The organism is Rhodococcus globerulus (assembly GCF_019334125.1).
GTDB lineage: Bacteria > Actinomycetota > Actinomycetes > Mycobacteriales > Mycobacteriaceae > Rhodococcus_F > Rhodococcus_F globerula.
On record NZ_CP079698.1, the window covers coordinates 3,663,913 to 3,683,187 of the forward strand.

Annotated in this window: 21 protein-coding genes; 7 read left to right on the forward strand and 14 right to left on the reverse strand. The window is 62.0% G+C overall.

Features of this window, described 5'->3' with window-relative positions; all coding sequences use genetic code 11:
* Nucleotides 1-17: 17 nt before the first annotated feature.
* The gene (locus tag KYT97_RS16530; RefSeq protein WP_219110273.1) at nt 18-2,243 is read left to right on the forward strand and encodes an MMPL family transporter; all 2,226 of its coding nucleotides are present in this window, start codon (nt 18-20) and stop codon (nt 2,241-2,243) included.
* On the opposite strand, the gene KYT97_RS16535 is transcribed toward KYT97_RS16530, so the two are convergent.
* Genes KYT97_RS16535 through KYT97_RS16550 form a run of 4 tightly spaced genes read right to left on the reverse strand, consistent with a single transcriptional unit; the run spans nt 2,244 to nt 4,735 of the window.
* Nucleotides 2,244-3,095: a DNA-3-methyladenine glycosylase family protein gene (locus tag KYT97_RS16535; RefSeq protein ID WP_219110274.1), complete on the reverse strand. Its 852-nt coding sequence runs from the start codon at nt 3,093-3,095 to the stop codon at nt 2,244-2,246. It lies immediately after the preceding gene.
* Complete coding sequence (locus KYT97_RS16540; protein ID WP_219110275.1) at nt 3,092-3,697, reverse strand: methylated-DNA--[protein]-cysteine S-methyltransferase; 606 nt, start codon at nt 3,695-3,697, stop codon at nt 3,092-3,094. The genes KYT97_RS16535 and KYT97_RS16540 overlap by 4 nt, the downstream gene beginning before the upstream one ends.
* Entirely contained in the window at nt 3,694-4,191 is a 498-nt protein-coding gene (locus KYT97_RS16545) for an RNA polymerase sigma factor (RefSeq protein ID WP_172937014.1), read from the reverse strand. The genes KYT97_RS16540 and KYT97_RS16545 overlap by 4 nt, the downstream gene beginning before the upstream one ends.
* Nucleotides 4,192-4,234: 43 nt before the next feature.
* On the reverse strand, nt 4,235-4,735 hold the full coding sequence (locus KYT97_RS16550; RefSeq protein WP_219110276.1) for a methylated-DNA--[protein]-cysteine S-methyltransferase: 501 nt from the start codon (nt 4,733-4,735) through the stop codon (nt 4,235-4,237).
* Nucleotides 4,736-4,879: 144 nt separating this feature from the next.
* Here KYT97_RS16550 and KYT97_RS16555 point away from each other — a divergent pair, with 144 nt between their 5' ends.
* The gene (locus KYT97_RS16555) at nt 4,880-5,425 is read left to right on the forward strand and encodes a ribulose-1,5-bisphosphate carboxylase/oxygenase large subunit (protein WP_092804224.1); all 546 of its coding nucleotides are present in this window, start codon (nt 4,880-4,882) and stop codon (nt 5,423-5,425) included.
* Here KYT97_RS16555 and KYT97_RS16560 read toward each other — a convergent pair whose 3' ends face one another.
* The 4 genes from KYT97_RS16560 to KYT97_RS16575 form a co-directional block, all read right to left on the reverse strand.
* Nucleotides 5,426-6,163, reverse strand: a complete 738-nt coding sequence (locus KYT97_RS16560; RefSeq protein ID WP_219110277.1) for an SDR family NAD(P)-dependent oxidoreductase — start codon at nt 6,161-6,163, stop codon at nt 5,426-5,428.
* The gene (locus KYT97_RS16565; protein WP_219110278.1) at nt 6,160-7,185 is read right to left on the reverse strand and encodes a phosphotransferase family protein; all 1,026 of its coding nucleotides are present in this window, start codon (nt 7,183-7,185) and stop codon (nt 6,160-6,162) included. The genes KYT97_RS16560 and KYT97_RS16565 overlap by 4 nt, the downstream gene beginning before the upstream one ends.
* Nucleotides 7,185-8,393, reverse strand: a complete 1,209-nt coding sequence (locus KYT97_RS16570; RefSeq protein ID WP_116102781.1) for an acyl-CoA dehydrogenase family protein — start codon at nt 8,391-8,393, stop codon at nt 7,185-7,187. The genes KYT97_RS16565 and KYT97_RS16570 overlap by 1 nt, the downstream gene beginning before the upstream one ends.
* A gap of 72 nt (nt 8,394-8,465) precedes the next feature.
* Complete coding sequence (locus KYT97_RS16575) at nt 8,466-10,244, reverse strand: ABC transporter ATP-binding protein (RefSeq protein ID WP_187328637.1); 1,779 nt, start codon at nt 10,242-10,244, stop codon at nt 8,466-8,468.
* Between the two features lie 94 nt (nt 10,245-10,338).
* Between KYT97_RS16575 and KYT97_RS16580 the strand changes: the two genes are divergently transcribed.
* Entirely contained in the window at nt 10,339-10,926 is a 588-nt protein-coding gene (locus KYT97_RS16580; protein ID WP_033233415.1) for a TetR/AcrR family transcriptional regulator, read from the forward strand.
* A gap of 32 nt (nt 10,927-10,958) precedes the next feature.
* Nucleotides 10,959-11,780 (forward strand): tyrosine-protein phosphatase, encoded by an 822-nt coding sequence (locus KYT97_RS16585; RefSeq protein WP_219110279.1) that lies wholly within the window; start codon nt 10,959-10,961, stop codon nt 11,778-11,780.
* Here the strand turns inward: KYT97_RS16585 and KYT97_RS16590 are convergent.
* A complete protein-coding gene (locus KYT97_RS16590; RefSeq protein WP_245005848.1) occupies nt 11,767-12,744 on the reverse strand; it encodes a DMT family transporter in 978 nt (325 codons plus the stop codon). The genes KYT97_RS16585 and KYT97_RS16590 overlap by 14 nt on opposite strands.
* Before the next feature lie 33 nt (nt 12,745-12,777).
* On the opposite strand from KYT97_RS16590, the gene KYT97_RS16595 reads away from it, so the two are divergent.
* Nucleotides 12,778-13,356 (forward strand): TetR/AcrR family transcriptional regulator, encoded by a 579-nt coding sequence (locus KYT97_RS16595; RefSeq protein WP_172937021.1) that lies wholly within the window; start codon nt 12,778-12,780, stop codon nt 13,354-13,356.
* Between the two features lie 43 nt (nt 13,357-13,399).
* Here KYT97_RS16595 and KYT97_RS16600 read toward each other — a convergent pair whose 3' ends face one another.
* Nucleotides 13,400-14,026, reverse strand: a complete 627-nt coding sequence (locus tag KYT97_RS16600; protein ID WP_095888028.1) for a TetR/AcrR family transcriptional regulator — start codon at nt 14,024-14,026, stop codon at nt 13,400-13,402.
* Between the two features lie 90 nt (nt 14,027-14,116).
* Between KYT97_RS16600 and KYT97_RS16605 the strand changes: the two genes are divergently transcribed.
* The gene (locus KYT97_RS16605; protein ID WP_141486748.1) at nt 14,117-14,575 is read left to right on the forward strand and encodes an SRPBCC family protein; all 459 of its coding nucleotides are present in this window, start codon (nt 14,117-14,119) and stop codon (nt 14,573-14,575) included.
* A 7-nt stretch (nt 14,576-14,582) separates the two neighbouring features.
* Here KYT97_RS16605 and KYT97_RS16610 read toward each other — a convergent pair whose 3' ends face one another.
* The 3 genes from KYT97_RS16610 to KYT97_RS16620 form a co-directional block, all read right to left on the reverse strand.
* Nucleotides 14,583-15,221 carry a TetR/AcrR family transcriptional regulator gene (locus tag KYT97_RS16610; RefSeq protein ID WP_095887255.1) on the reverse strand — a complete coding sequence of 213 codons (639 nt, stop codon included), beginning with the start codon at nt 15,219-15,221 and terminating at the stop codon, nt 14,583-14,585.
* 97 nt (nt 15,222-15,318) lie between these two features.
* Nucleotides 15,319-16,080 carry an SDR family NAD(P)-dependent oxidoreductase gene (locus KYT97_RS16615; RefSeq protein ID WP_141486749.1) on the reverse strand — a complete coding sequence of 254 codons (762 nt, stop codon included), beginning with the start codon at nt 16,078-16,080 and terminating at the stop codon, nt 15,319-15,321.
* A 58-nt stretch (nt 16,081-16,138) separates the two neighbouring features.
* A complete protein-coding gene (locus tag KYT97_RS16620) occupies nt 16,139-17,284 on the reverse strand; it encodes an acyl-CoA dehydrogenase family protein (protein WP_092804239.1) in 1,146 nt (381 codons plus the stop codon).
* 140 nt (nt 17,285-17,424) lie between these two features.
* Between KYT97_RS16620 and KYT97_RS16625 the strand changes: the two genes are divergently transcribed.
* Entirely contained in the window at nt 17,425-18,030 is a 606-nt protein-coding gene (locus KYT97_RS16625; RefSeq protein ID WP_141486750.1) for a TetR/AcrR family transcriptional regulator, read from the forward strand.
* Here KYT97_RS16625 and KYT97_RS16630 read toward each other — a convergent pair whose 3' ends face one another.
* Nucleotides 18,031-19,272, reverse strand: coding sequence for an RNA polymerase sigma factor (locus KYT97_RS16630; RefSeq protein ID WP_219110280.1), 1,242 nt, complete (start codon nt 19,270-19,272; stop codon nt 18,031-18,033). It abuts the gene before it with no gap.
* Between the last annotated feature and the right edge of the window lie 3 nt (nt 19,273-19,275).

Consider the following 19,275-nt stretch of genomic DNA (forward strand, 5'->3'; position numbering starts at 1 on the left):
GTGCCCCCAGGAGAACGATGACCAAACTGGATTCCACTGACGCGGAAAAGAACGACGGCAGAGCGATCAGAGCCTTTCGCCTGCCGATCTTCACGGTGATCGCATTGGCGATCTTCGCCTTTGTCGCGGGCGGTTTCGGCGGTTCGTTCCAGAGCAAACTCGCGGAGGTTCAGAAGAACGACAACTCGTCGTATCTTCCGAGTTCGGCAGAGTCCACCGTCGTCGCAAATGAATCCGCGAAATTCCTTCCGGTGGAGACCATTCCTGGTTTTGTCGTATTCCATCGGGATTCCGCGCTGACCGATGCGGACAAAGCTGCTGTCGAATCTGCACGTCAAGCCATTTCCCGAGTACCCGGCGTCGATGCCGACGGGATGCAGCCAACTCAATTCTCCGCCGACGGCACCATTGCATCCATTTTCGTTCCGCTGATCGCCAAGGACGATGGCGCCGCGGTGTCCGGTGAGGAGCTGGCGGCAACCGAACAGAAAGTCCTCGACGCGGCCGAGCAGGCTGCCGGCGACATGGAAGTACTACCGGCAGGTCCTGGCGGGCTCCTAGTGGCCTTCATCGACGCTTTTGCCGGCTTGGACAGTGCGCTCCTCGGCGCCGCCTTACTCGTTGTCATCCTGATTCTTCTAGTGGTCTACAGATCGCCGGTGCTGTGGTTCTTCCCGCTGTTCTCGGCGCTCCTGGCAATCGGCTTGTCGTCGATGGTGATCTACTTCCTCGCGAAGGCCGAGATACTGACCTTGACCGGTCAATCTCAAGGAATCTTGTTCGTACTCGTGATCGGTGCGGGCACCGACTATGCGCTGCTGCTCATTTCGCGTTACCGCGAAGAACTTCACAGCTACCCCAATCGATTCGACGCGATGATACGAGCGTGGCGTGAATCAGCGCCCGCGATCACAGCATCGGCTGTCACTGTCGTTCTCGGACTGCTCTGCCTGACCTTCTCGCAGTTGAACTCCAACAAGAGCCTCGGCCCGGTGGCCGCGATCGGGATTGCCTGCACGTATCTGGTGATGATGACGTTCATGCCCGTCGCACTGGCGGTGGTCGGCCGCTGGGTGTTCTGGCCCCGAACTCCACGCGTCGATCACGCCGCAGATCTTGCGACGCACGGCATGTGGGGCAAGATCGCGACAACTGTCGGCAACAGGGATCGCTCGCTGTGGATCGGCGCGTCGATCCTGCTCATCGTGTTGTTCGCGGCCGGAATCGGAAGCCTGAAAACCGATGGGCTGACCGCGGCCCAGAACTTCACCAACACTCCGGACGCTGTTGTCGGGCAAGAACTCTACGATTCCGCGTTCGACCCGGGAGCCGGTGCCCCGGCCGTCATCACTGCGAACGCGGATCAGTCCGATGCGGTCATCAAAGCGGCAAGCGCTGTCGAGGGTATATCCCAGGACGCCGGGTCCGTATGCACGCAAATCGACGTGGCGAAGGTCAGCGAATTGATCAAGACCAATCCAGCGGCCGTCGCCCAGGCAGCGGCCGCCGGCTGTGCCCCACCAGGCTTCACTGCCCCGCCGATCAACGGTCGCACCATGATCAACGCGATGCTTGTCGATTCATACGACTCGCCACAGGCACTCGAGACGATCAAGCGTCTCCGGACCGCTGTACACGCAGTTCCAGGCGCCGACGCTCTTGTGGGCGGCAGCACCGCAACCACACTCGACGTTCAAGCAGCGTCTGTGCGCGACCGCAATCTCATCATCCCCATCGTGCTTGCGGTTATCTTCGTTGTTCTTGCGCTACTGCTTCGCGCGCTGGTCATTCCCGTAATTCTGATTGCAACGGTGGTCCTTTCGTTTGCGGCCACCTTGGGCGTCAGCGGCTTCTTCTTCACTCACGTCTTCGGTTTTGCAGGCGCAGACCAGTCGTTCCCGCTCTACGCGTTTGTCTTCCTCGTAGCGCTGGGCATCGACTACAACATCTTCCTGATGACCCGTGTTCGCGAGGAAACCGGTGAATTCGGCACTCGCGCAGGTGTATTGCGCGGACTTTCCGTCACAGGCGGCGTCATCACCTCGGCCGGGATCGTGTTGGCGGCAACGTTTGCCGTCCTGGGAATTCTTCCACTGGTCTTCTTGGCCGAGATCGGTTTTGCCGTTGCGTTCGGCGTGCTGTTGGACACGATCATCGTGCGCAGCGTCCTGGTTCCCGCTCTGTCCCATGACATCGGCAAGAAAATCTGGTGGCCATCCAGCCTGGCGACCTCGAAAGACTGACTAGAGAAAAGCTTCTTTCGTCCACAGATGAAACAACGCGTAAGCGCGCCACGGTCGCCATTGCTCCGACAATGCCGCAGCTTCCTTGCCGGACGACACACCCAACGCGCGTTTGAGAACCAGATCATCCGGCACAAACGCGTCCCGATCTCCGAGGATCCTCACGGTGAGATAGTCGGCAGTCCACGGCCCGATTCCTGGCAGAGCTAGAAGATCAGCACGAAATCGCACTGGGTCGGCATCCCAGCCGAGATCAAGATACTCGGCAGCGGCAATCGCCAAGGCGTGCACCGTTCGTGCACGCGCACTGGTCAATCCGACAGCTTTCTGTATCGCGTCCGGGGAACTGGCCGCTACAGACTCCGCCGATGGGAAGGCCGAGAACTCGTGATTCACGGGTAGTCCGAACGCTCCGACAAACCGTCCACCAAATGTTCGCGCCGCCCCCAGCGAAACCTGCTGCCCCAGAACAGTCAGCACCGCAGTCTCGAAACCGTCGACGCTACCGAGCACACGTAAACCTGGCCGGGCCGAGATCAGCGGAGCCAGCGTCTTGTCCGACGCCAGCACGGCCTCCCACACACGATGATCGCCGTCGAGATCGAGCCACCGCCGTACAACCGACTCGAGCTGAGCGGCGTCCGTGTCCCTGTCCGCGCTCACCGACACACAATCGTCGTGCCATGACACCGACACGATCACGGGACCGGTCGGCAACGGCACGACGCGCACATGAACCCCGTCGTCGTGACGTTCCAATCCGGCTACCGCATGGGCCTTCAACGCGCCGATCAACGGCTCCGTCGCATACGGCGGCATGAACGGAAGAGTCAGCGTCGCAGCCTTGTTCATTGCCGCGATTCCAGGTCCAGCAGTACGGCCTTGAGCTCCGTGCCGCCCGCGTACTGGCCCAGGCTTCCGTCACTTCGGACAACTCTGTGACATGGCACCACCAACGGCAATGGATTCTTCGCACACGCCGTGCCCACCGCCCGCACTGCACGCGGGCTACCCGACGCCGCGGCGACCGTCGAATAGCTTGCGGTGTGGCCGTATTCGATCTCCGGAAGGTGGCGCAGCACTTCACGCCGAAATCCCTTTGCCAGTTGGAAATCCAAATCCAGGTCGAATTCCCTTCGGGCGCCGGCAAAGTACTCGTCCAGCTCCCGGGCAACGGCGTCGAGCCTGCGCGGATGATGCAGGACACGCGGACTGACAGTATCGGCCAGCCGTCCAAGCACGACGTCGTGCCCCTCGACGGCAAACGCCACCCGCACCAATCCGACGTCCGTTGCAGCGAGGAGCAATTTCCCGATCGGCGAATCAACGATCCGATAGGCAACATCGATCAACTGCGCCGCCGCAGCGGCATCAGCCAGCCGTGAGTGCAGTCGCGCCAGCGCTTCCGGGTCGGACGCCGGGAGTGCGCCGAACACATCAGCTTCGGTAGTCATGATCGGCTCCCTTCCGGAACGGTGTTGGTTAAGTATGTTTTTCGCAGGGACGCAATACCGTCGGAGCCGGCCTTCCTCGCGGCGGACGGAGTACTGCCCAGAATCTCGGCGATCTCCGCGTACGGCAGCCCGCCCAGGAAGTGGTACGCCACCGACGCTCGCTGCTTGAACGGCAGTTGTTCGAGTGCATCCCAGAGTTCGTGATTCCAGGTTCCCGGAAGGCCGATACGCGTCGGCAATTCCGGAAGGTCGTCGGTGGGAATCGCGACGCGCCCTCGTACTCGCACGATGTCGATGGCTTTGCGGTGCGCAATGGTCACGAGCCATGCCTCGACATTCGCGCCGGGATCCAGGTCCGGATAGGCACGCATTGCCGCCAGGAAGGTCTCGGACCACGCGTCCTCCGCATCGACCGGACCGACCACAGCGCGGCACACCCGAAGCACCACCGCCCCGTGCTCTGTCACGACGTTCTCGAATGGTTTCAGTGCCACGATCGGTAAACGCTCGCATCACGAGATATGTGAGTTCGTTCCATCAGAACAGCACGTCCGAGATTCCGCCGGACTCCTGCTCGAGTAGAAAACGCTTGCGGTCGAGACCGCCCGCAAAGCCCGTCAGGCTCCCGTCACTACCGACCACGCGATGGCACGGCACGATGATGCTGATCGGATTCTTACCGTTTGCCGCCGCGACAGCACGAATCGCCAGAGGGTTGCCAAGGGTTTGCGCGAGGTCCATATAGGACCACGTCTGCCCGTAGGGAATTGTCCGCAGCGCATCCCACACTCGTTGCTGAAACTCCGTGCCCGACGGATCCAACGGCAACGAGAACTCGGTTCGCTCTCCGGAAAAATACTCGTCCAACTGTTCCTGGACAGCACCGAAATTCGCGGGTGAACTCTCCCCGAAAGTCGACTCGTTCGGCTTGTGACGATGCTCTGCCATGTAGAGACCGCACAACCCGTTTGCCGTCGCGACCAGTGTCAACGGCCCGATCGGCGACTCGATCACTGTGTGGGTACGGTTAACCGCCATTTCTCGATCCTTCCAGGTATCGAGTAGCAACGGCCACGATGTGGGAACGCCAGCGCCTGAGCTACTCATATCTCGAAGACGACCCGACTCACAGGAATGTGAGAAATACCTGCACTTCCGACCATTATCAGGCAGTATCGAGTGATGGCTCTAGTTTTGCCGGGACGTTCCAGCCTGGTCCACTCCGTCAGCGATGTGGTGCACTGGTCGCTGTCTACGGTCGTTTTCGCGCTCACGCTCCCTGCCCGCCTCGAGGCGCTGTTGGTGAGCGTCGAGAGACTGGTTGCGCGAATCAGCCAGATAGCCGAGAACGCAGACCGCGTCGTAGTCGGCGCAGCTTCCGTCACTGTTCGCGCCGAGACGTTGATCGAAGCCGTCGAGCAAACATCTGACATCGCACAGCAACTTCTCGAACTGTACGAACCCATCGCAGTTCAACTGGCTCCGTTAGCTGCCAGGTTTGCGGATGATCTCAGCGAATCCGAAGTCACTGCCGCCATCACGCTGATCGACAAGCTCCCGGAACTCACCGAGCGGGTCACTGCCGTCCTGCCGATTCTCGCCACCTTGGACTCGGTCTCCCCCGAAGTCCACGAACTCCTGGGGGTCGTCAAAGACCTGAAACAGGCGATCGTCGGTGTTCCCGGGTTCCACTTCTTCCGCAAGCGTGGCGAGAATCGGCCGGGTTGATCAGGCCCCGTAGCCTTCGGTACCGGCTCGGGTCATCACGATCTTGGGGACCACTGCCCTGGCGGACAAACGTAGCAACCCGTCGACCAGTTCGACGATGTCGTCGACTTTGATCATCGATTCCGGCGTAATCCGATCGTGCGTCCACGCCGACATGTCGGTGTCGACGTATCCCGGAGCAATTGCTGTGCCGCTGACGCCGTTTCCCGATTCTTCGGCGTTGAGCGCCTCGATCATCGAAATCAACGCTGCTTTGGTCGCACCGTAAACACCCAAGCCGCTTTCGGCGTAGACGCCGGCAATCGATGCCAGCGCAACAACCTTTGCTCCGCCACTCGGATGTGCATCCGCTGCCAGGCGCAGGAACGGCAACGACGCCTGAAGCAGCGCCAAGGGCGTCCGCAGATTCACTGCGAGCGTCTTGTCGAAGCGCTTCATGGGGTAGTCCGCGATCCGCCCACTGGTTCCCACACCAGCGTTGAGAATGAGTGCACGCATCGAACCGAATCGATCACCGTGGGCGGCAACCAATTCCGCCGAAAATTTCTCGTCCGCCATATCACCGGCCAACACCAGAACGTCGGGCGAACCGGCGCGGCGCAGTTCCTCGGCAACTGCGTCGAGTTTCTCACTGTCTCGCGCCGTGATGGTCAATCCGTATCCGAGCGTCGCGAGACGCGTCGCAATGCCCAGCCCGATGCCTTTGGACGCGCCTGTGACGAGCGCCGACGCACTCACGCGAACTTCCCGTTCAACGCGTTCAGTCCCGCCGAGATCAGTTCGGGTACAGCCGTTCCCGCACTCTCGAAACCACCACCGACTGTCGCGCCGGCCCGGAAACGATGATCGATCCCCTGGGCGACAACGGCCAGCTTGAAGAATCCAAGTGCCATGTAGAAGTTCCAGTTGCCGAGATCCCGACCCGAGACGCGCGAATAGCTTTGGGCCAGATCGACAACAGACGGCAATGACGAACTGGTCCAGGCTGCCGGCTCCCCGAGAACCAGGTCCAACGCGGAATGGCGATACACGCACATCATGGCGATGTCGGCCAAAGGGTCACCGAGAGTGGACAATTCCCAGTCCACTACTGCCGCGACCTTCGTGACATCGTCGGCAGCGAGGATCGTGTTGTCGATCCGGTAGTCACCGTGGACGATCGACGACTCGGAATTCTCCGGAATAAGTTCCGAGAGCGCAGAAGCCAAGCGGTCGACGTCCGCAGAATCCTCGACCTTCACCCGCGACCACTGACCGGCCCACAATTTCACCTGCCGGGCGACGTACCCGTCGGGACGCCCCAATTCTCCGAGGCCGACGGCCTTGTAGTCGACATCGTGCAGCGCCGCAAGTACACGCACCAATTCATCGACGCAGGCCGTGACCTGTTCTGCCGGAAGAGCATCCAGTTCCGACTTCGTCCGGATCACCTGACCTTCGATGAACTCGACGACCGTGAACGTCGCACCCATCACCGACGCGTCCTCACACAGGGCGACGGTGGGAGCCACCGGCACCGCAGTGTTCTGCAGTGCCGACGTGATGCGGAATTCGCGCGCCACGTCATGCGCCGACGGCGTCAATCCCGCAGTCGGAGGGCGGCGCACAATCCAACTCGATGTGTCGTCGTAGATCCCGTAGGTGAGGTTGGACTTGCCACCGGAGATCAGTTTCGCACGCAGATCGCCGCTGACCGCTACGTCCGAGTCGAGCAGGTACTTCCGCAGGGCAACCAGGTCGAGACCGGGAAACTCAGTCATCACGCACCGTCTCGAGCAGCTCGACGTGCCGCGCCCACAACGCGCTTCGCGATTGCCCACCGATGAACCTCGGACGGTCCGTCGTACACGCGGAACGGGCGGACCTCGCGGGACAGGCGTGCGAGAGGCAAGTCGTCGGACACACCGATACCACCGCACATCTGGATGGACCGATCGACGATACGGAAGATCGCCTCCGCTGCATACGTTTTTGCGATCGACGTGGAGTTGCTTGCATGGCCACCCTGATCGAGCTCCCAGCACGCCTGAACCAGCAGCGCGCGAGTGGCCGCGATGTCGATTTCGTTGTCCGCGATCATCTTCTGGATCATCCCGAGGTCACCGAGCTTGGAACCGAATCCTTCACGCTCCGCCACCCGGGCCACGGCGATGTCGTGCCCCCGACGCGCGGCGCCCAGCCAGCGCATCACGTGTGTCATGCGGGCAGGGCCGAGACGTACCTGTGCGTAGGCGAAGCCCTGGTCGACCTCGCCCAGAACAGCCTCGTCGGGGACAAAGAGATCTTCGAAAGTGACCTCGCAGTGGCCACCGATCATGGACTTGTCGAGGGTTCCGATATGACGACCGACGATCAATCCCGGGGACTCTGCCGGCGCGAGAAACATTGTGGCACCGCCACGTTGGCCGGGTTCACCCGACGTGCGCGCCATGATGATGAAGAAGCCTGCGCCGTCAGCGCCGGTGATGAACCACTTCTTGCCGTTGATCTTCCAGCCGCCCGGGGCCTTCTCGGCGCGGGTGTTGAGGGCCGACGGATCGGATCCGGCACCGGGCGCTGGTTCTGTCATCGCAAAAGCCGAACGCTGGTCGCCGCGGGCGAGCGGCGCGAGGAACTGTTCCTTCTGCGCCGCGTTTGCCACGTGGGCCAGCATATGGACGTTGCCCTCGTCCGGGGCGGCGATGTTCAGTGCGGTCGGACCGAACAGTGAGTAGCCGGCCTCCTCGAATACCGGCGCACGATCACTCATGTTGAGCCCGTGCCCGCCGTATTCGATCGGCGCATGGGGAGCGAAGACGCCTGCCGCCTTTGCCGCGGTCTGCATCTCGATACGAGTTGCGTCGCCGCCTGCAACGGCAATGTCGCCGCCATGCTTGTCCTCGATCGGGAGAACGACATCCCGAGTGAAGGCGCGCGTCTTCTCGATCAGCGCGGTCACCTCCGGCGCATACGTCAGATCGATTGCCACCATCCACCTCCAAGTAAGACCGACCGAGCGATCGTTCGGTACCAGCACTCTCGCACATGCCGACTCACCGGGTCAACAATCTTCGAGCAATGCCTCCGAATGATCAAGGCGACCGGCAACCACCATGTCCCGGTACAGGTCGTCCTTGTTCATGAGCTCGTCGTGGTTGCCGATGTTGCGAATCCGGCCGGCTTCCATGACCACGATCCAGTCGGCGTCGCGCACGGTCGAGAGTCGATGAGCGATCGTCACCACAGCCCCGGTGCGCGCACGCTCGTTGATCGCATCGACTATCGCAGCCTCGGTGAGCGTGTCGACCTGGGCAGTGGCTTCGTCGAGCAGGAGCAACGCACTCGGCCGCAGAACTGCACGTGCCATCGCGATCCGCTGACGTTGGCCGCCGGACAGCGACGTGGCGGTCAGAGCGGTGTCGAGTCCGTTCGGCAGGGCCTCGATCGCGTCGTCGAGCCGGAGCAGACGTAGTACTGCCTGCACCTCGTCATCGGTCGCGTCGGGATGACTGAAGACCACGTTCTCTCGGATCGTTCCCGGTACCACCGGCGTCTCCTGCTCGACATACGCCAGGCTTTCGCGCACTGCTCGGTGATCGAGCGCGTTGTATCCGACTCCGTGCAGAAGAACCTCACCGGCTCCTGGTTCGACAAATCGCAGCACGGTCGAGAGCAACGTGGTCTTTCCTGCACCCGACGGTCCGACGATCGCCATATGTCCCCGCTGCGGGATGACCAGCGAGACGTCGCTCAGCGCGGGCTCGGTCGAGCCGTGGTAGCTGACCGTGACGTTGCGCAATTCGATCAACGGCGCGACCGGGTCGGTTTTCTGGACAACTCCCAAGGCGACGTCATGCGTCTCCGTAGGCATCGACTGCATCTCTCGAATCCTGATGGCTGCCGCGATTCCCGACTGAACAGAGGTGACGTTCTGCGCAAGCTCCGAGACCGGACCCATCAGCGTGAAGGCGTAGAGCAGAAAAGCGATGAGTGTGGAGACTGCCATTTCACCGTCGGCGACGCGCCAGGCACCGAACCCCAAGATGGCAATGATCGACCCTTGAATGGCGGTCCACGCGACAGTCCATGCGGTCGCGGATACTCGAACCGCTGTGACTGCATGCTTTTTTGCATCGGCCGCATTGTTCGTCACGAGAGCGCCGACTCGGTCCTCCGCGAGTGACACCTTGACCGTCCGGATTGCTCGCAAACCACCTTCGAGAACTCCACCGAGCTTGCCGAGCGATTCCTGGGTTCTGGCCTCCGCTGCGGAAATCCGGGGCATCAGAACGGCAAAGAGGATGGAGGCGAACACGATTGCCACCATGGTCACGCCCAGCAACGGCAGATCGAGAACACCCATCAGGACAATCGTTCCGATGGTCAGGGCGGCGGCATTGAGAATGTTCACCGCGGCTGACGACGCGGCCTCGCGCAACAGCAAGGTGTCCGACGTGACTCGGGTGACCAACTCTCCCACCGACCGCGATTGCAACGAGGGCACGGTCGCGGCCAGGAACCGCCGGACCAGCGAGGACCTGGCGTCGAACACGACCTTCTCGGCGGCAGTGCCGAGCACGATCCATTGAGCGCAGCCGAGCACTGCACCCACCACGAGAAGGACGATCAGTGTCAGGATCGGCCCTTGCAGCGAAGCGCCGGTGTCGAGCGTATCGAGAACCCACTTGGTGACCATCGGCGTCGCCAGCGTCGCCGCGGAGCCACACAGGGCCAAGACCAACCCGAGCAGGAGCGACGGCAGGTGAGGGCGAGCGAACTCGGCAAGAACGCGGAGATTGCTCCATTTCGGCGTGGGTTTGCGAGCGTCAGATTCGAGCATGAATTTATGGAACACGAATGTTCCAAAAAGGGCAAGGGAATTCCGATACGGAAAGACTGGATACCGAAACCGGACACGGCTACGCTTCGAATTCGTGACAACGATCCACAGCGCACCAGAACAAAGCGCGACCCGCGAGCGCACTCGCAAGGCAATCCTCGATGCCGCCATTTCAGTGTTCGCATCCAAACCCGCCGCGACGCTCAGCGAAATCGCATCGGCCGCAAAAGTCGGCCGGACCACCCTGCACCGCTACTTTCCCGAACGGTCAGACCTGGTCGAAGCTGTCGCGTCAGAGGCCACCCACGCCGTCGACAAAGCTGGCGCAGCGGCGAGACTCGGCGATGGCACCGGTGCCGAAGCACTGGTTCGCCTGTGCCACGAGTACTTCGAACTGGCCGACCTTCTGACGGTCCTGTTCTTCACACCCGGTGTGTATCAAGAAGATTCCTTTGCCGAATCCGCATCCAACGACAGCGGAGTCAGCGACGCCATCGAACGTGGACACTCCGACGGTTCCATCGATCCCGACATGAGTTCGGACTGGGTACAGAACCTGCTGTGGTCGCTGCTCTACACATCCATGGACTACGTCAACCGTGGCGCAGGCACCCGACTGCAAGCGTTGGATCTGACGGTTCGCAGTCTCCGTCGCGGAATCACGCCCGATCCCGCGGGCTAGGCCGTCACCGCCCGAACCCAAAGGAGTCAGCCATGCCAACTCACCCGCTCGATCGTCGCGTTCTCCTGAAGACCGCCCCGAACTTCCGCGACCTCGGCGGCATTGCCGTTGCAGGTGGCACCGTCCGTCCGGGCGCGCTCTACCGTTCGGCGACGCTCGCGAAACTCGACGGCGACGACGTTGCCGCGGTCGCCCGCTTGGACATTCGGACTGTGTACGACCTGAGGACCGCCGCCGAGCGCGACGGCGCACTCGACAATATCCCCGACTCGACACGGACGGTCTGGCTCGACGTACTCGCCGACAATGCCCAGAACGCCGCAGCCACCGGACTACTCATGACGGACCCGGCCGCGTACGCCGAGACGATCAGTGGCGGGCGTGGGATCTCGCAGATGGAGGAAGCGAACCGCAACTTCGTCAGCCTGCCATCCGCGCTCGACGCCTACCGCACGTTCTACCTCGACCTCATCGACGAAAAACGCACTGGGGCAGCACTTTTCCACTGCACCACCGGCAAGGATCGCACCGGATGGGCCGCAACCTCCTTCCTGCTCCTACTCGGCGCCGACGAAGCCGATGTACGCGCCGACTACCTGCAGACGAACACCGACCTGGCACCCATGACGGCACCGATACTCGACTTCGCCGCAAGCAAAGGCGTCGACGCCGAACTGCTCCGGCCCCTCCTCGGCGTCCGTGACAGCTACTTCGACGCCGCGCTCGACGAGATGCGCACACACTTCGGCACCGTCGAGGACTACGCACTCAACGGACTGAAGCTCACCGCAGAGCAACTCACCGCGCTCCGCGAGCGGTTCACATCCCGATCGGGCTTCATCACCGCGACGTGATCGGGGCCCTGACCGGACAGGCATCTTCGCCCTCGTCCCGCTTCTTCGGGCGATTGCCTACCCGGGTGACCACGACGACGGCGAGGATGCCCACCGCCAAGCCGAGCGCGGTGAACGGAGTGAAGGATTCCCCGAACATCAGCGCACCCCAGACCGCGGTGACGGGGGCGATCAAGAACATCAACGTATTGACGGACGTAATGCCGACCCGACGGAGCAACAACCAGTACAGCCCGTAACCGCCGAAGGTGGACAGCACGATCAACCAGAGCAATGCGATCCAGAATGTGTTGACACTCGGCGGTACGGCATTACCCGAAGCGACCGCTAGAGCCGTGAAAACTATTGCGCTGGTTGAGCAGTGGATAGCCAGCGCCTGCAGCGGCGGCGTGGACGTGGGAGCACGTTGTTCGACGAAGGTGGATGCGACCAGGCAGAGCATCCCCAGGAACGGGATCGCGTACGACCACCACGGCGCCGCTGTACCGGCTCCCGCGTCGGCGGCGGTAACCATCGCGACGCCGCCCAGCCCGATCACCAACCCGACCCACTGTGTGCGCGGCACTGCGACACCGAGGACCGGGCCGAGCAGCGCGGCTGCCACCAGCGGCTGAATACCGTCGATCAGTGCAGTTGTTCCGGTGTTCACGCCGAGATCGACTGCCCAGTACACAGACAACAGGTAGCCGCTCTGGGAGAGCATCCCGATCACCACCTGCCTGCCGAGAGTCCGCGGGGCCGGCATCGTGTTCAGGTGCCGGGCGGACAACCAGACAATCGGGACGAGCACTGCGGCGAGCGGGAGGAACCGCCACATCAGCACCGTGGGAATCTCGGCGCTGCCCGCGCCGAGTTTGGCTCCGATGAATCCCGAACTCCAGCACGCGACGAACAAGACCGACAAGGTAGCCGTCACGGCAGATCTCGGGATCGCGATCCGAGGTATACCGATCTGTTTACTCATACCTCGACTATACAGATCGGTATACTTTTGGCCATGGCAGAGGAATCCGTACCCGAGTTGACTCCGAAAGCGCGTCGCATCCTGGAGTCGGCGTCGAAGTTGTTCTACGAACAGGGGATTCACGCCGTAGGTGTGGATACCGTCGCACTGGACGCCGGGGTCACGAAGAAGACTCTGTACGAGCGGTTCGGCTCGAAGGACGGTCTCGTCGTGGAATATCTGAAGGACCGAGATCGGCGGTGGCGAGCCTTTCGCGACAAGAAGCTGGCATCAGCCGGAGACACTCGCGCCGAACAGTTGAGTGCGGTGTTCGATGCTTCCGCTTCCTGGTCCAAAGCGAGCGGAGGCAAGGGGTGCAGCATGATCAACGCGCACGCCGAGTTCAGTGATCGTTCGCATCAGGTGTTTGCCGTTATCGCCGAACAGAAGCAGGAGATGATGAACCTTTTTCGGCGAATCCTGGCGACGGAAGGGCACTCCGACGAACGCCTCGTCGAGTCCCTCATGCTGCTTCACGAAGGTGCCCTCGTCGCAGACGGGATCGGTATAGGCACCGACCCCTTCGGCGTCGGCCGGGACGCGGCCCTCGAATTGCTGAAGAACTCCAGGTGATCGCCGAAGTCCCGCTACATCCCCACCCGCTTCGCCCCCACCGTTACTTCCCCACCCGCTTCGCCCCCACCGTGCACCTCGCAATCCCCAAATACCGCTCCACCAACTCCTCCGGCGACAATTCACCATCCGGCCGATACCACTGCGCCACCGCCACGCACATCGTTACGACGGCCCGACTCGCGTCCACTGGATACTCGGCGTCGAACTCACCCGCTCGAACTCCGTCGAGAATGATCCGGTCGACCTGCTTCTGCTGTTCGTCACGCTGAGCGATGTAGCTAGCCCGACCCTCCGGTTCCATACTCCGAAGCTCCGAAGACGCGATGAACGACTGCTCCCGTCGAAACATGTGGAACCGCAACAGTGATTCGATCACCGCGTCGAAGCGATCCGACGGATCTGGGCCGGCTTCGATCTCGGCGGCACGACTGCGTTCGAGCAACTCGCCCATCACCACCGTGGTCAAGCCGACGAGCAAGGCCTGCTTCGACGGATAGTGGTGGTACAGACCTGGCACCGAGAGCCCCGCTCGCGCTGCGATGTCCCGAATCGAGGCCCCGTGGTACCCCTGCTCGACAAACGCTTCCAGTGCCGCCGCGAGAGGCTTGGACAGACCCAGGTCTTCGTAGTGTCGCCAGGATTCGGGCATAGCAGGCTCGTTTGTCATAACCGTTACCGTAGATCCACTTGCGCCGACACCGAACATGTCACCGTCATTGGTTACAGTCGATGTCCACCGATAAACAAGGGACCAGTCATGATCCACGTTCGCCATTCCGCGGTTGCCGCCGTACCCGTTGACGTCGCGTTTGCCTACATAGACGACTACCGGAATGTCGTGAACTGGATGTACGGCGTCTCCGAGTTCTACCCCGACGGCGAGTTCGATCAAGGTCTGGGCGCAACATTCGACGCCGCAATCCAAATTGGTCCGAGCACCGTGCGCTCGAAGCTCGAAATCACCGAGTGGGAGAAAGACCGCATCATCACACTCTCGTCACTGGGAGATGTCGCCAATTCGTCTACCTGGGAATTCACGCGGGTAGACGACACCAAAACCGAGTTGGCGGTCGATTTTGCCTACAAGCTGCCCGACGGCCTGACGGGCAAAGCCCTAGGCCTCGTGGTCGGGCCGTTCATCGAGAACGCAGTCCGCAACAGTGAGGAAACTCTGCGCCAGAATCTCGAAGCGGAGTTCGCACGCGGAACCCGCTGAGCCGATGCTACCGCTGCAATCGGAGCGCGTTGGCCCAAATCTGGGTAGCGGTCTTGACCACTTCTTCGAAGGGCACCGGCTTGCCGTCTGAGCCCGGTTCCTCAGACACGAACACGCTGTAGGCGAAGCGACTCACCATCGACGAGAGTGCTCGCGACGCCAACAACGGATCCAGCGACGTGTCGGCCTTCCCTTCCGTCTGCAACCGCTCGATGGCTTTTGCATTGCGCGTGATGAAGGTTGCACCACGATCGCGTCGTAGTTTCGCGAAGGCCGGATCGATCTGTGCCACCTGCTCGAGCAGACCCATCAATTTGGCATTGCGTTGGAAGGCCGTCAGGTACGCGCGGTTGCTCGACTCGAGCACAGCGTAAGGGTTGTCCGCGTCGCGTACGCGACCCATGCCGGGATGCAGCATGTCTTCCTGCGCGACTTCGAGGACAGCGGCAAAGATCTGCTCTTTGTTGTCGAAGTACGTGTAGAACGTGCCCGTGGAGCAGTTCGCTTCCTTCGTGATGTCAGTCAACCGGGCGTCGAGGTACCCCGCTCGCTCGAACACCGTCCGGGCTGCCGCAACCAGAGAAGCCCTGGTCCGGACCCCGCGTGCCGTCACCGGGAGGTCACGTAAAAGCTCCGTTGCAGCCATGGACGGCGGCGGACGGTCTTCCCAGTTCTCCGAGGGGTCGGCGTTTGAAGTCACCTGCTACTTATACGGCAAACGGGATGACCTCCCGTCATCGACGTCAGGTGATCGTGATCCCGCCGTCGACGGCAATGGTCTGGCCGGTGACATATCCGCCCGCCGGGGAGGCCAGCCACACCATGGTTGCCGCGAGTTCTTCCGGATCTCCCATTCGACCCATGATCAAGCGGGGAGCCATCGATTCGAGGTAGCCGTCGTTGTATTGGTCGGTCATTTCCGACTTGAAGAATCCCGGCGCGATGGCATTGACACGGATGCCCTTGCGGATTCCCCACTGCTGAGCCAGGTCGCGGGTCAATCCGACGATGCCGGCTTTGCTGGCTGCGTAGGCGGCCTGCGGCAGTCCCGCCGTGGTCAACCCGAGAATGCTCGAGATATTGATGATGGAACTGCCCGGCAGCATCACTCGACCGCACGCCTGCGCAGCCCAGTACGAACCGTTGAGATTGATGTCGATGACGGAACGAAACTCGTCGGGAGTTTCACGGGTTGCCGGAACCGCGGTTCCGACGCCGGCGTTGTTGACGAGTACGTCCACGCGACCGAACTTCTCCATAGCTGCGTCGACCATGTGCTGGGCCTGGGCCGGATCGACAATGTCGGTGGCCACACACAACGCTTCACGGCCTGCATCACGCACGAGCTTGGCGGTGTCTTCGAGCTTGTCGACGCGCCTGGCTGCCAGCACGACGTCGGCTCCCGCCTCAGCTGCGGCTTTTGCAAATGCCACCCCGAGACCCGACGACGCACCGGTCACGATGACAACTCGATCGGTCAGAGAGAACTTGTCGAGAACAGACATACGCGGTGATGCTCCTGTGGTCGAAGGGCTCGGGAGGAAATAGCGCTTGCGGTCGAAACTACAGGCCGAGGTCGCGGCCGATGAGTTCCTTCATGATTTCGTTGGATCCGGCCCAGATCTTGGTGACGCGAGCGTCCATCCAGGCGCGAGCAGCCCGGTACTCGGTCATATAGCCGTAGCCACCGTGCAGTTGGACGCAGTGATCGAGGACCTCGTTCTGTACCTGCGCGGTCCACCACTTTGCCTTGGCTGCGTCGATGGCGGTCAGCTCGCCGGCCGCATGAGCGGCGACGCAGTTGTCGACGTAGGCCTGGGTGACCTCGACGCGGGTCACCAAATCGGCGAGCAGGAATTTGTTCCACTGCAGCGAGCCGATGGGCTGACCGAAAGCCTTGCGGTCCTTGGCATATTGCAGCGTCTCTTCGAGGATCGGAGCAGCGTGCGCAATGTTGGACACTGCAGCGCCGACGCGTTCCTGCGGCAGCATTTCCATCATGTGGATGAAGCCGCGGTCGATCTCGCCGATGATGTTGGCGGACGGCACGCGAACGTTCTCGAAGAACAGTTCAGCAGTATCGGACTCGTGCTGGCCGACCTTGTCGAGCTTGCGTCCGCGCTCGAAACCGTCCATGCCGGTTTCGACGGCAAAGAGGGTGATGCCCTTGGACTTCTTCTCCGGGCTCGTTCGTGCTGCCACGATCACGAGGTCGGCGTTGTAGCCGTTGGTGATGAAGGTCTTGGAGCCGTTGATGATCCAGTCGTCGCCGTCCTTGACCGCCGTGGTCTTGAGCGAGGCGAGGTCGGATCCGCCGGAGGGCTCGGTCATGCCGATTGCGGTCAGCATCTCGCCGGTGCAGAACTTGGGCAGCCAACGCTGCTTCTGCTCTTCGGTGGTGAGCTGAACGAGGTAGGGAGCAACAACGTCGGCGTGGATGCCGAAACTCGAAGCAACCGCTGCACTTGCGCGCGAGAGTTCTTCTGCCAGCACCGCATTGAAGCGGTAGTCACCGGCTTCGCTTCCGCCGTACGCCTCCGGGACCTCGAGACCGAGGAAGCCGTTGCGTCCCGCTTCGAGCCAAATCTCGCGGTCGATGAAGCGCTGATCGATCAGCTTCTCTGCGACCGGAAGGATGTTCCGGTTGACGAATTCGCGAGCCGATTCGCGAAACGCCTCGTGATCGGGTCCGTACAGAGTGCGACGCATGAGGAGTTGCTTCCTTTCGGTGCGGCGTTCCCGCACGTGACGACCAATCTAAGCGCATGCTTAGAATCTAAGCACTTGCTTATAGTGGTTCGAGAGCGCGATATTGTCAACATCCGACATCCGTGACACCTGGAGGAACTGTGAGCGATTCACCTGACGTGGTGATCAGCCCCTCCAAAGCTGCAGCCCGCATCCGTGCTGCCGCCGTCGACGCGTTTGCCTCCGCCGGGTACGGGGGCACCACTACCCGTGACATCGCCGCGCGCCTCGACATGAGTCCCGCCGCCATGTATCCGCACTACCGCTCGAAAGAAGAGCTGCTTTTCGCGATCAGCTACGAAGGCCACACCGAAGCGTTGAAGGTTGTCGAGAGCGCTGACCGACCGGGTGAAGAACCGGCGGTTCGCCTGCGTGAACTGGTCAGCACCTTCGCCAGTTGGCAGGCCGGGCACCATTCACTCGCGCGCGTCGTCCAATACGAACTCACCGCACTCACCCCCGAGCACTACCGGACTGTCGTCGCCCTTCGCCGCAGCACGACGCGAGTGGTCAGGGAAGTCGTCAACGCCGGAGTGCAGTCTGGCGATTTCACGATCCCCGACGCAGAAGGTGTCACGCTCGCACTGATGTCCCTGTGCGTCGACGTGTGCCGCTGGTTCCCGGCCGGCAACTACACGAATCCGGAAGACATCGGAAAGCTGTACGGAGACTTGGCCTTACGGATGGTCGGCGCGAGCGCGAAGTAGCTACTCCACTATCTCCCCGAGACGACGCTCCAAGTAGGCCCGCTCCGGTTCGGTACCAACCAGTTTCAGAGCTCGCCGGTACGCGGATTCTGCAGCATCGATGCGGCCCAATCGCGCCAGGAGTTCGCCTCGCGCGAGGTGGTACGGGTGATAGTCGGCAAGTTTGGGCTCCGCGGACAGCTCATCCAGAGCAATCAATCCCGCCTCATCGCCGTCGCGCATCGCCAGCGCCACTGCTCGGTTGACTGCGACGACGGGCGAAGGCGTCAGCGTGAGGAGTACTCCGTACAGCGCGCAGATCTGCGGCCAGTCGGTGCTCTCCACATCCGCTGCCTCGTCGTGCAACGCCGCGATTGCGGCCTGCACTCCGTACGGACCAGGCGCTCCCCCGGTCAACGCGACCACGACGAGGTCGCTGCCTTCCTCGATCATCGGCTGGTCCCAGCACCCGCGATCTTGATCGTCGAGGAGCACGATCCCGCCACCGGTGTCGGTGCGGGCATCCCGACGCGCGTGGACGAGAAGCATCAGCGCAAGCAATCCGGCAATCTCGCGCTCATCGGGAAGCAATGCGCGCAAGATCCTCGCCAGCCTGATCGCCTCTACGGCCAAGTCGATTCGTTGCAGATCCGGACCCGAGCTGGCGGCGTACCCCTCGGTGAACACCGAATAGATCACCTGCAGAACACCAGGAAGACGCTCCGGGAGTTCTTCGGCGCTGGGAGTTCGGAAGGGAATCCGAGCCTGACGGATCTTCTTCTTCGCGCGCACTATCCGCTGCGCCATCGTCGCCGAAGGTACGAGGAAGGCGCGAGCAACTTCAGGCGTCGTCAACCCGCCGAGGCAACGCAAGGTGAGGGCGATCCGGTCATCTTCCGCGAGTGCGGGATGTGAGCAGGTGAAGAAGAGCTGCAACCGCTCGTCGGGAAGTTCCCCGTCGACCACGGGCGGCGCAGGGTCGGCACGATCGGCGTCCACCTGCATCACGGCCAATCGCGCCGCATAGGCCTGATCACGCCGAAGCCTGTCGACGGCTTTGCGACGCGCTGTGGTCAGCAGCCACGCGCCGGGTTTTGCCGGCACTCCATCCACCGGCCAGTGCACCAACGCGGCCTCGACAGCTTCGGAGGTGACCTCTTCGGCCAGATCCAGATCACCGAAACGGCAGACGAGCGAGGCCAAGAGTCGTCCACGTTCCTCCCGGAACACGGACTCGACCGAGTTCTCAGCCTGCTCGTCCACGGC

Excerpts from the sequence above, each read along its gene's own strand:
- KYT97_RS16530 (WP_219110273.1), top strand. The coding sequence starts at position 18 with ATGACCAAACTGGATTCCACTGACGCGGAAAAGAACGACGGCAGAGCG.
- KYT97_RS16535 (WP_219110274.1), bottom strand. The coding sequence starts at position 3,095 with ATGAACAAGGCTGCGACGCTGACTCTTCCGTTCATGCCGCCGTATGCG.
- KYT97_RS16540 (WP_219110275.1), bottom strand. The coding sequence starts at position 3,697 with ATGACTACCGAAGCTGATGTGTTCGGCGCACTCCCGGCGTCCGACCCG.
- KYT97_RS16550 (WP_219110276.1), bottom strand. The coding sequence starts at position 4,735 with ATGGCGGTTAACCGTACCCACACAGTGATCGAGTCGCCGATCGGGCCG.
- KYT97_RS16555 (WP_092804224.1), top strand. The coding sequence starts at position 4,880 with ATGGCTCTAGTTTTGCCGGGACGTTCCAGCCTGGTCCACTCCGTCAGC.
- KYT97_RS16565 (WP_219110278.1), bottom strand. The coding sequence starts at position 7,185 with ATGACTGAGTTTCCCGGTCTCGACCTGGTTGCCCTGCGGAAGTACCTG.
- KYT97_RS16575 (WP_187328637.1), bottom strand. The coding sequence starts at position 10,244 with ATGCTCGAATCTGACGCTCGCAAACCCACGCCGAAATGGAGCAATCTC.
- KYT97_RS16585 (WP_219110279.1), top strand. The coding sequence starts at position 10,959 with ATGCCAACTCACCCGCTCGATCGTCGCGTTCTCCTGAAGACCGCCCCG.
- KYT97_RS16590 (WP_245005848.1), bottom strand. The coding sequence starts at position 12,744 with ATGAGTAAACAGATCGGTATACCTCGGATCGCGATCCCGAGATCTGCC.
- KYT97_RS16595 (WP_172937021.1), top strand. The coding sequence starts at position 12,778 with ATGGCAGAGGAATCCGTACCCGAGTTGACTCCGAAAGCGCGTCGCATC.
- KYT97_RS16600 (WP_095888028.1), bottom strand. The coding sequence starts at position 14,026 with ATGACAAACGAGCCTGCTATGCCCGAATCCTGGCGACACTACGAAGAC.
- KYT97_RS16605 (WP_141486748.1), top strand. The coding sequence starts at position 14,117 with ATGATCCACGTTCGCCATTCCGCGGTTGCCGCCGTACCCGTTGACGTC.
- KYT97_RS16610 (WP_095887255.1), bottom strand. The coding sequence starts at position 15,221 with ATGGCTGCAACGGAGCTTTTACGTGACCTCCCGGTGACGGCACGCGGG.
- KYT97_RS16615 (WP_141486749.1), bottom strand. The coding sequence starts at position 16,080 with ATGTCTGTTCTCGACAAGTTCTCTCTGACCGATCGAGTTGTCATCGTG.
- KYT97_RS16620 (WP_092804239.1), bottom strand. The coding sequence starts at position 17,284 with ATGCGTCGCACTCTGTACGGACCCGATCACGAGGCGTTTCGCGAATCG.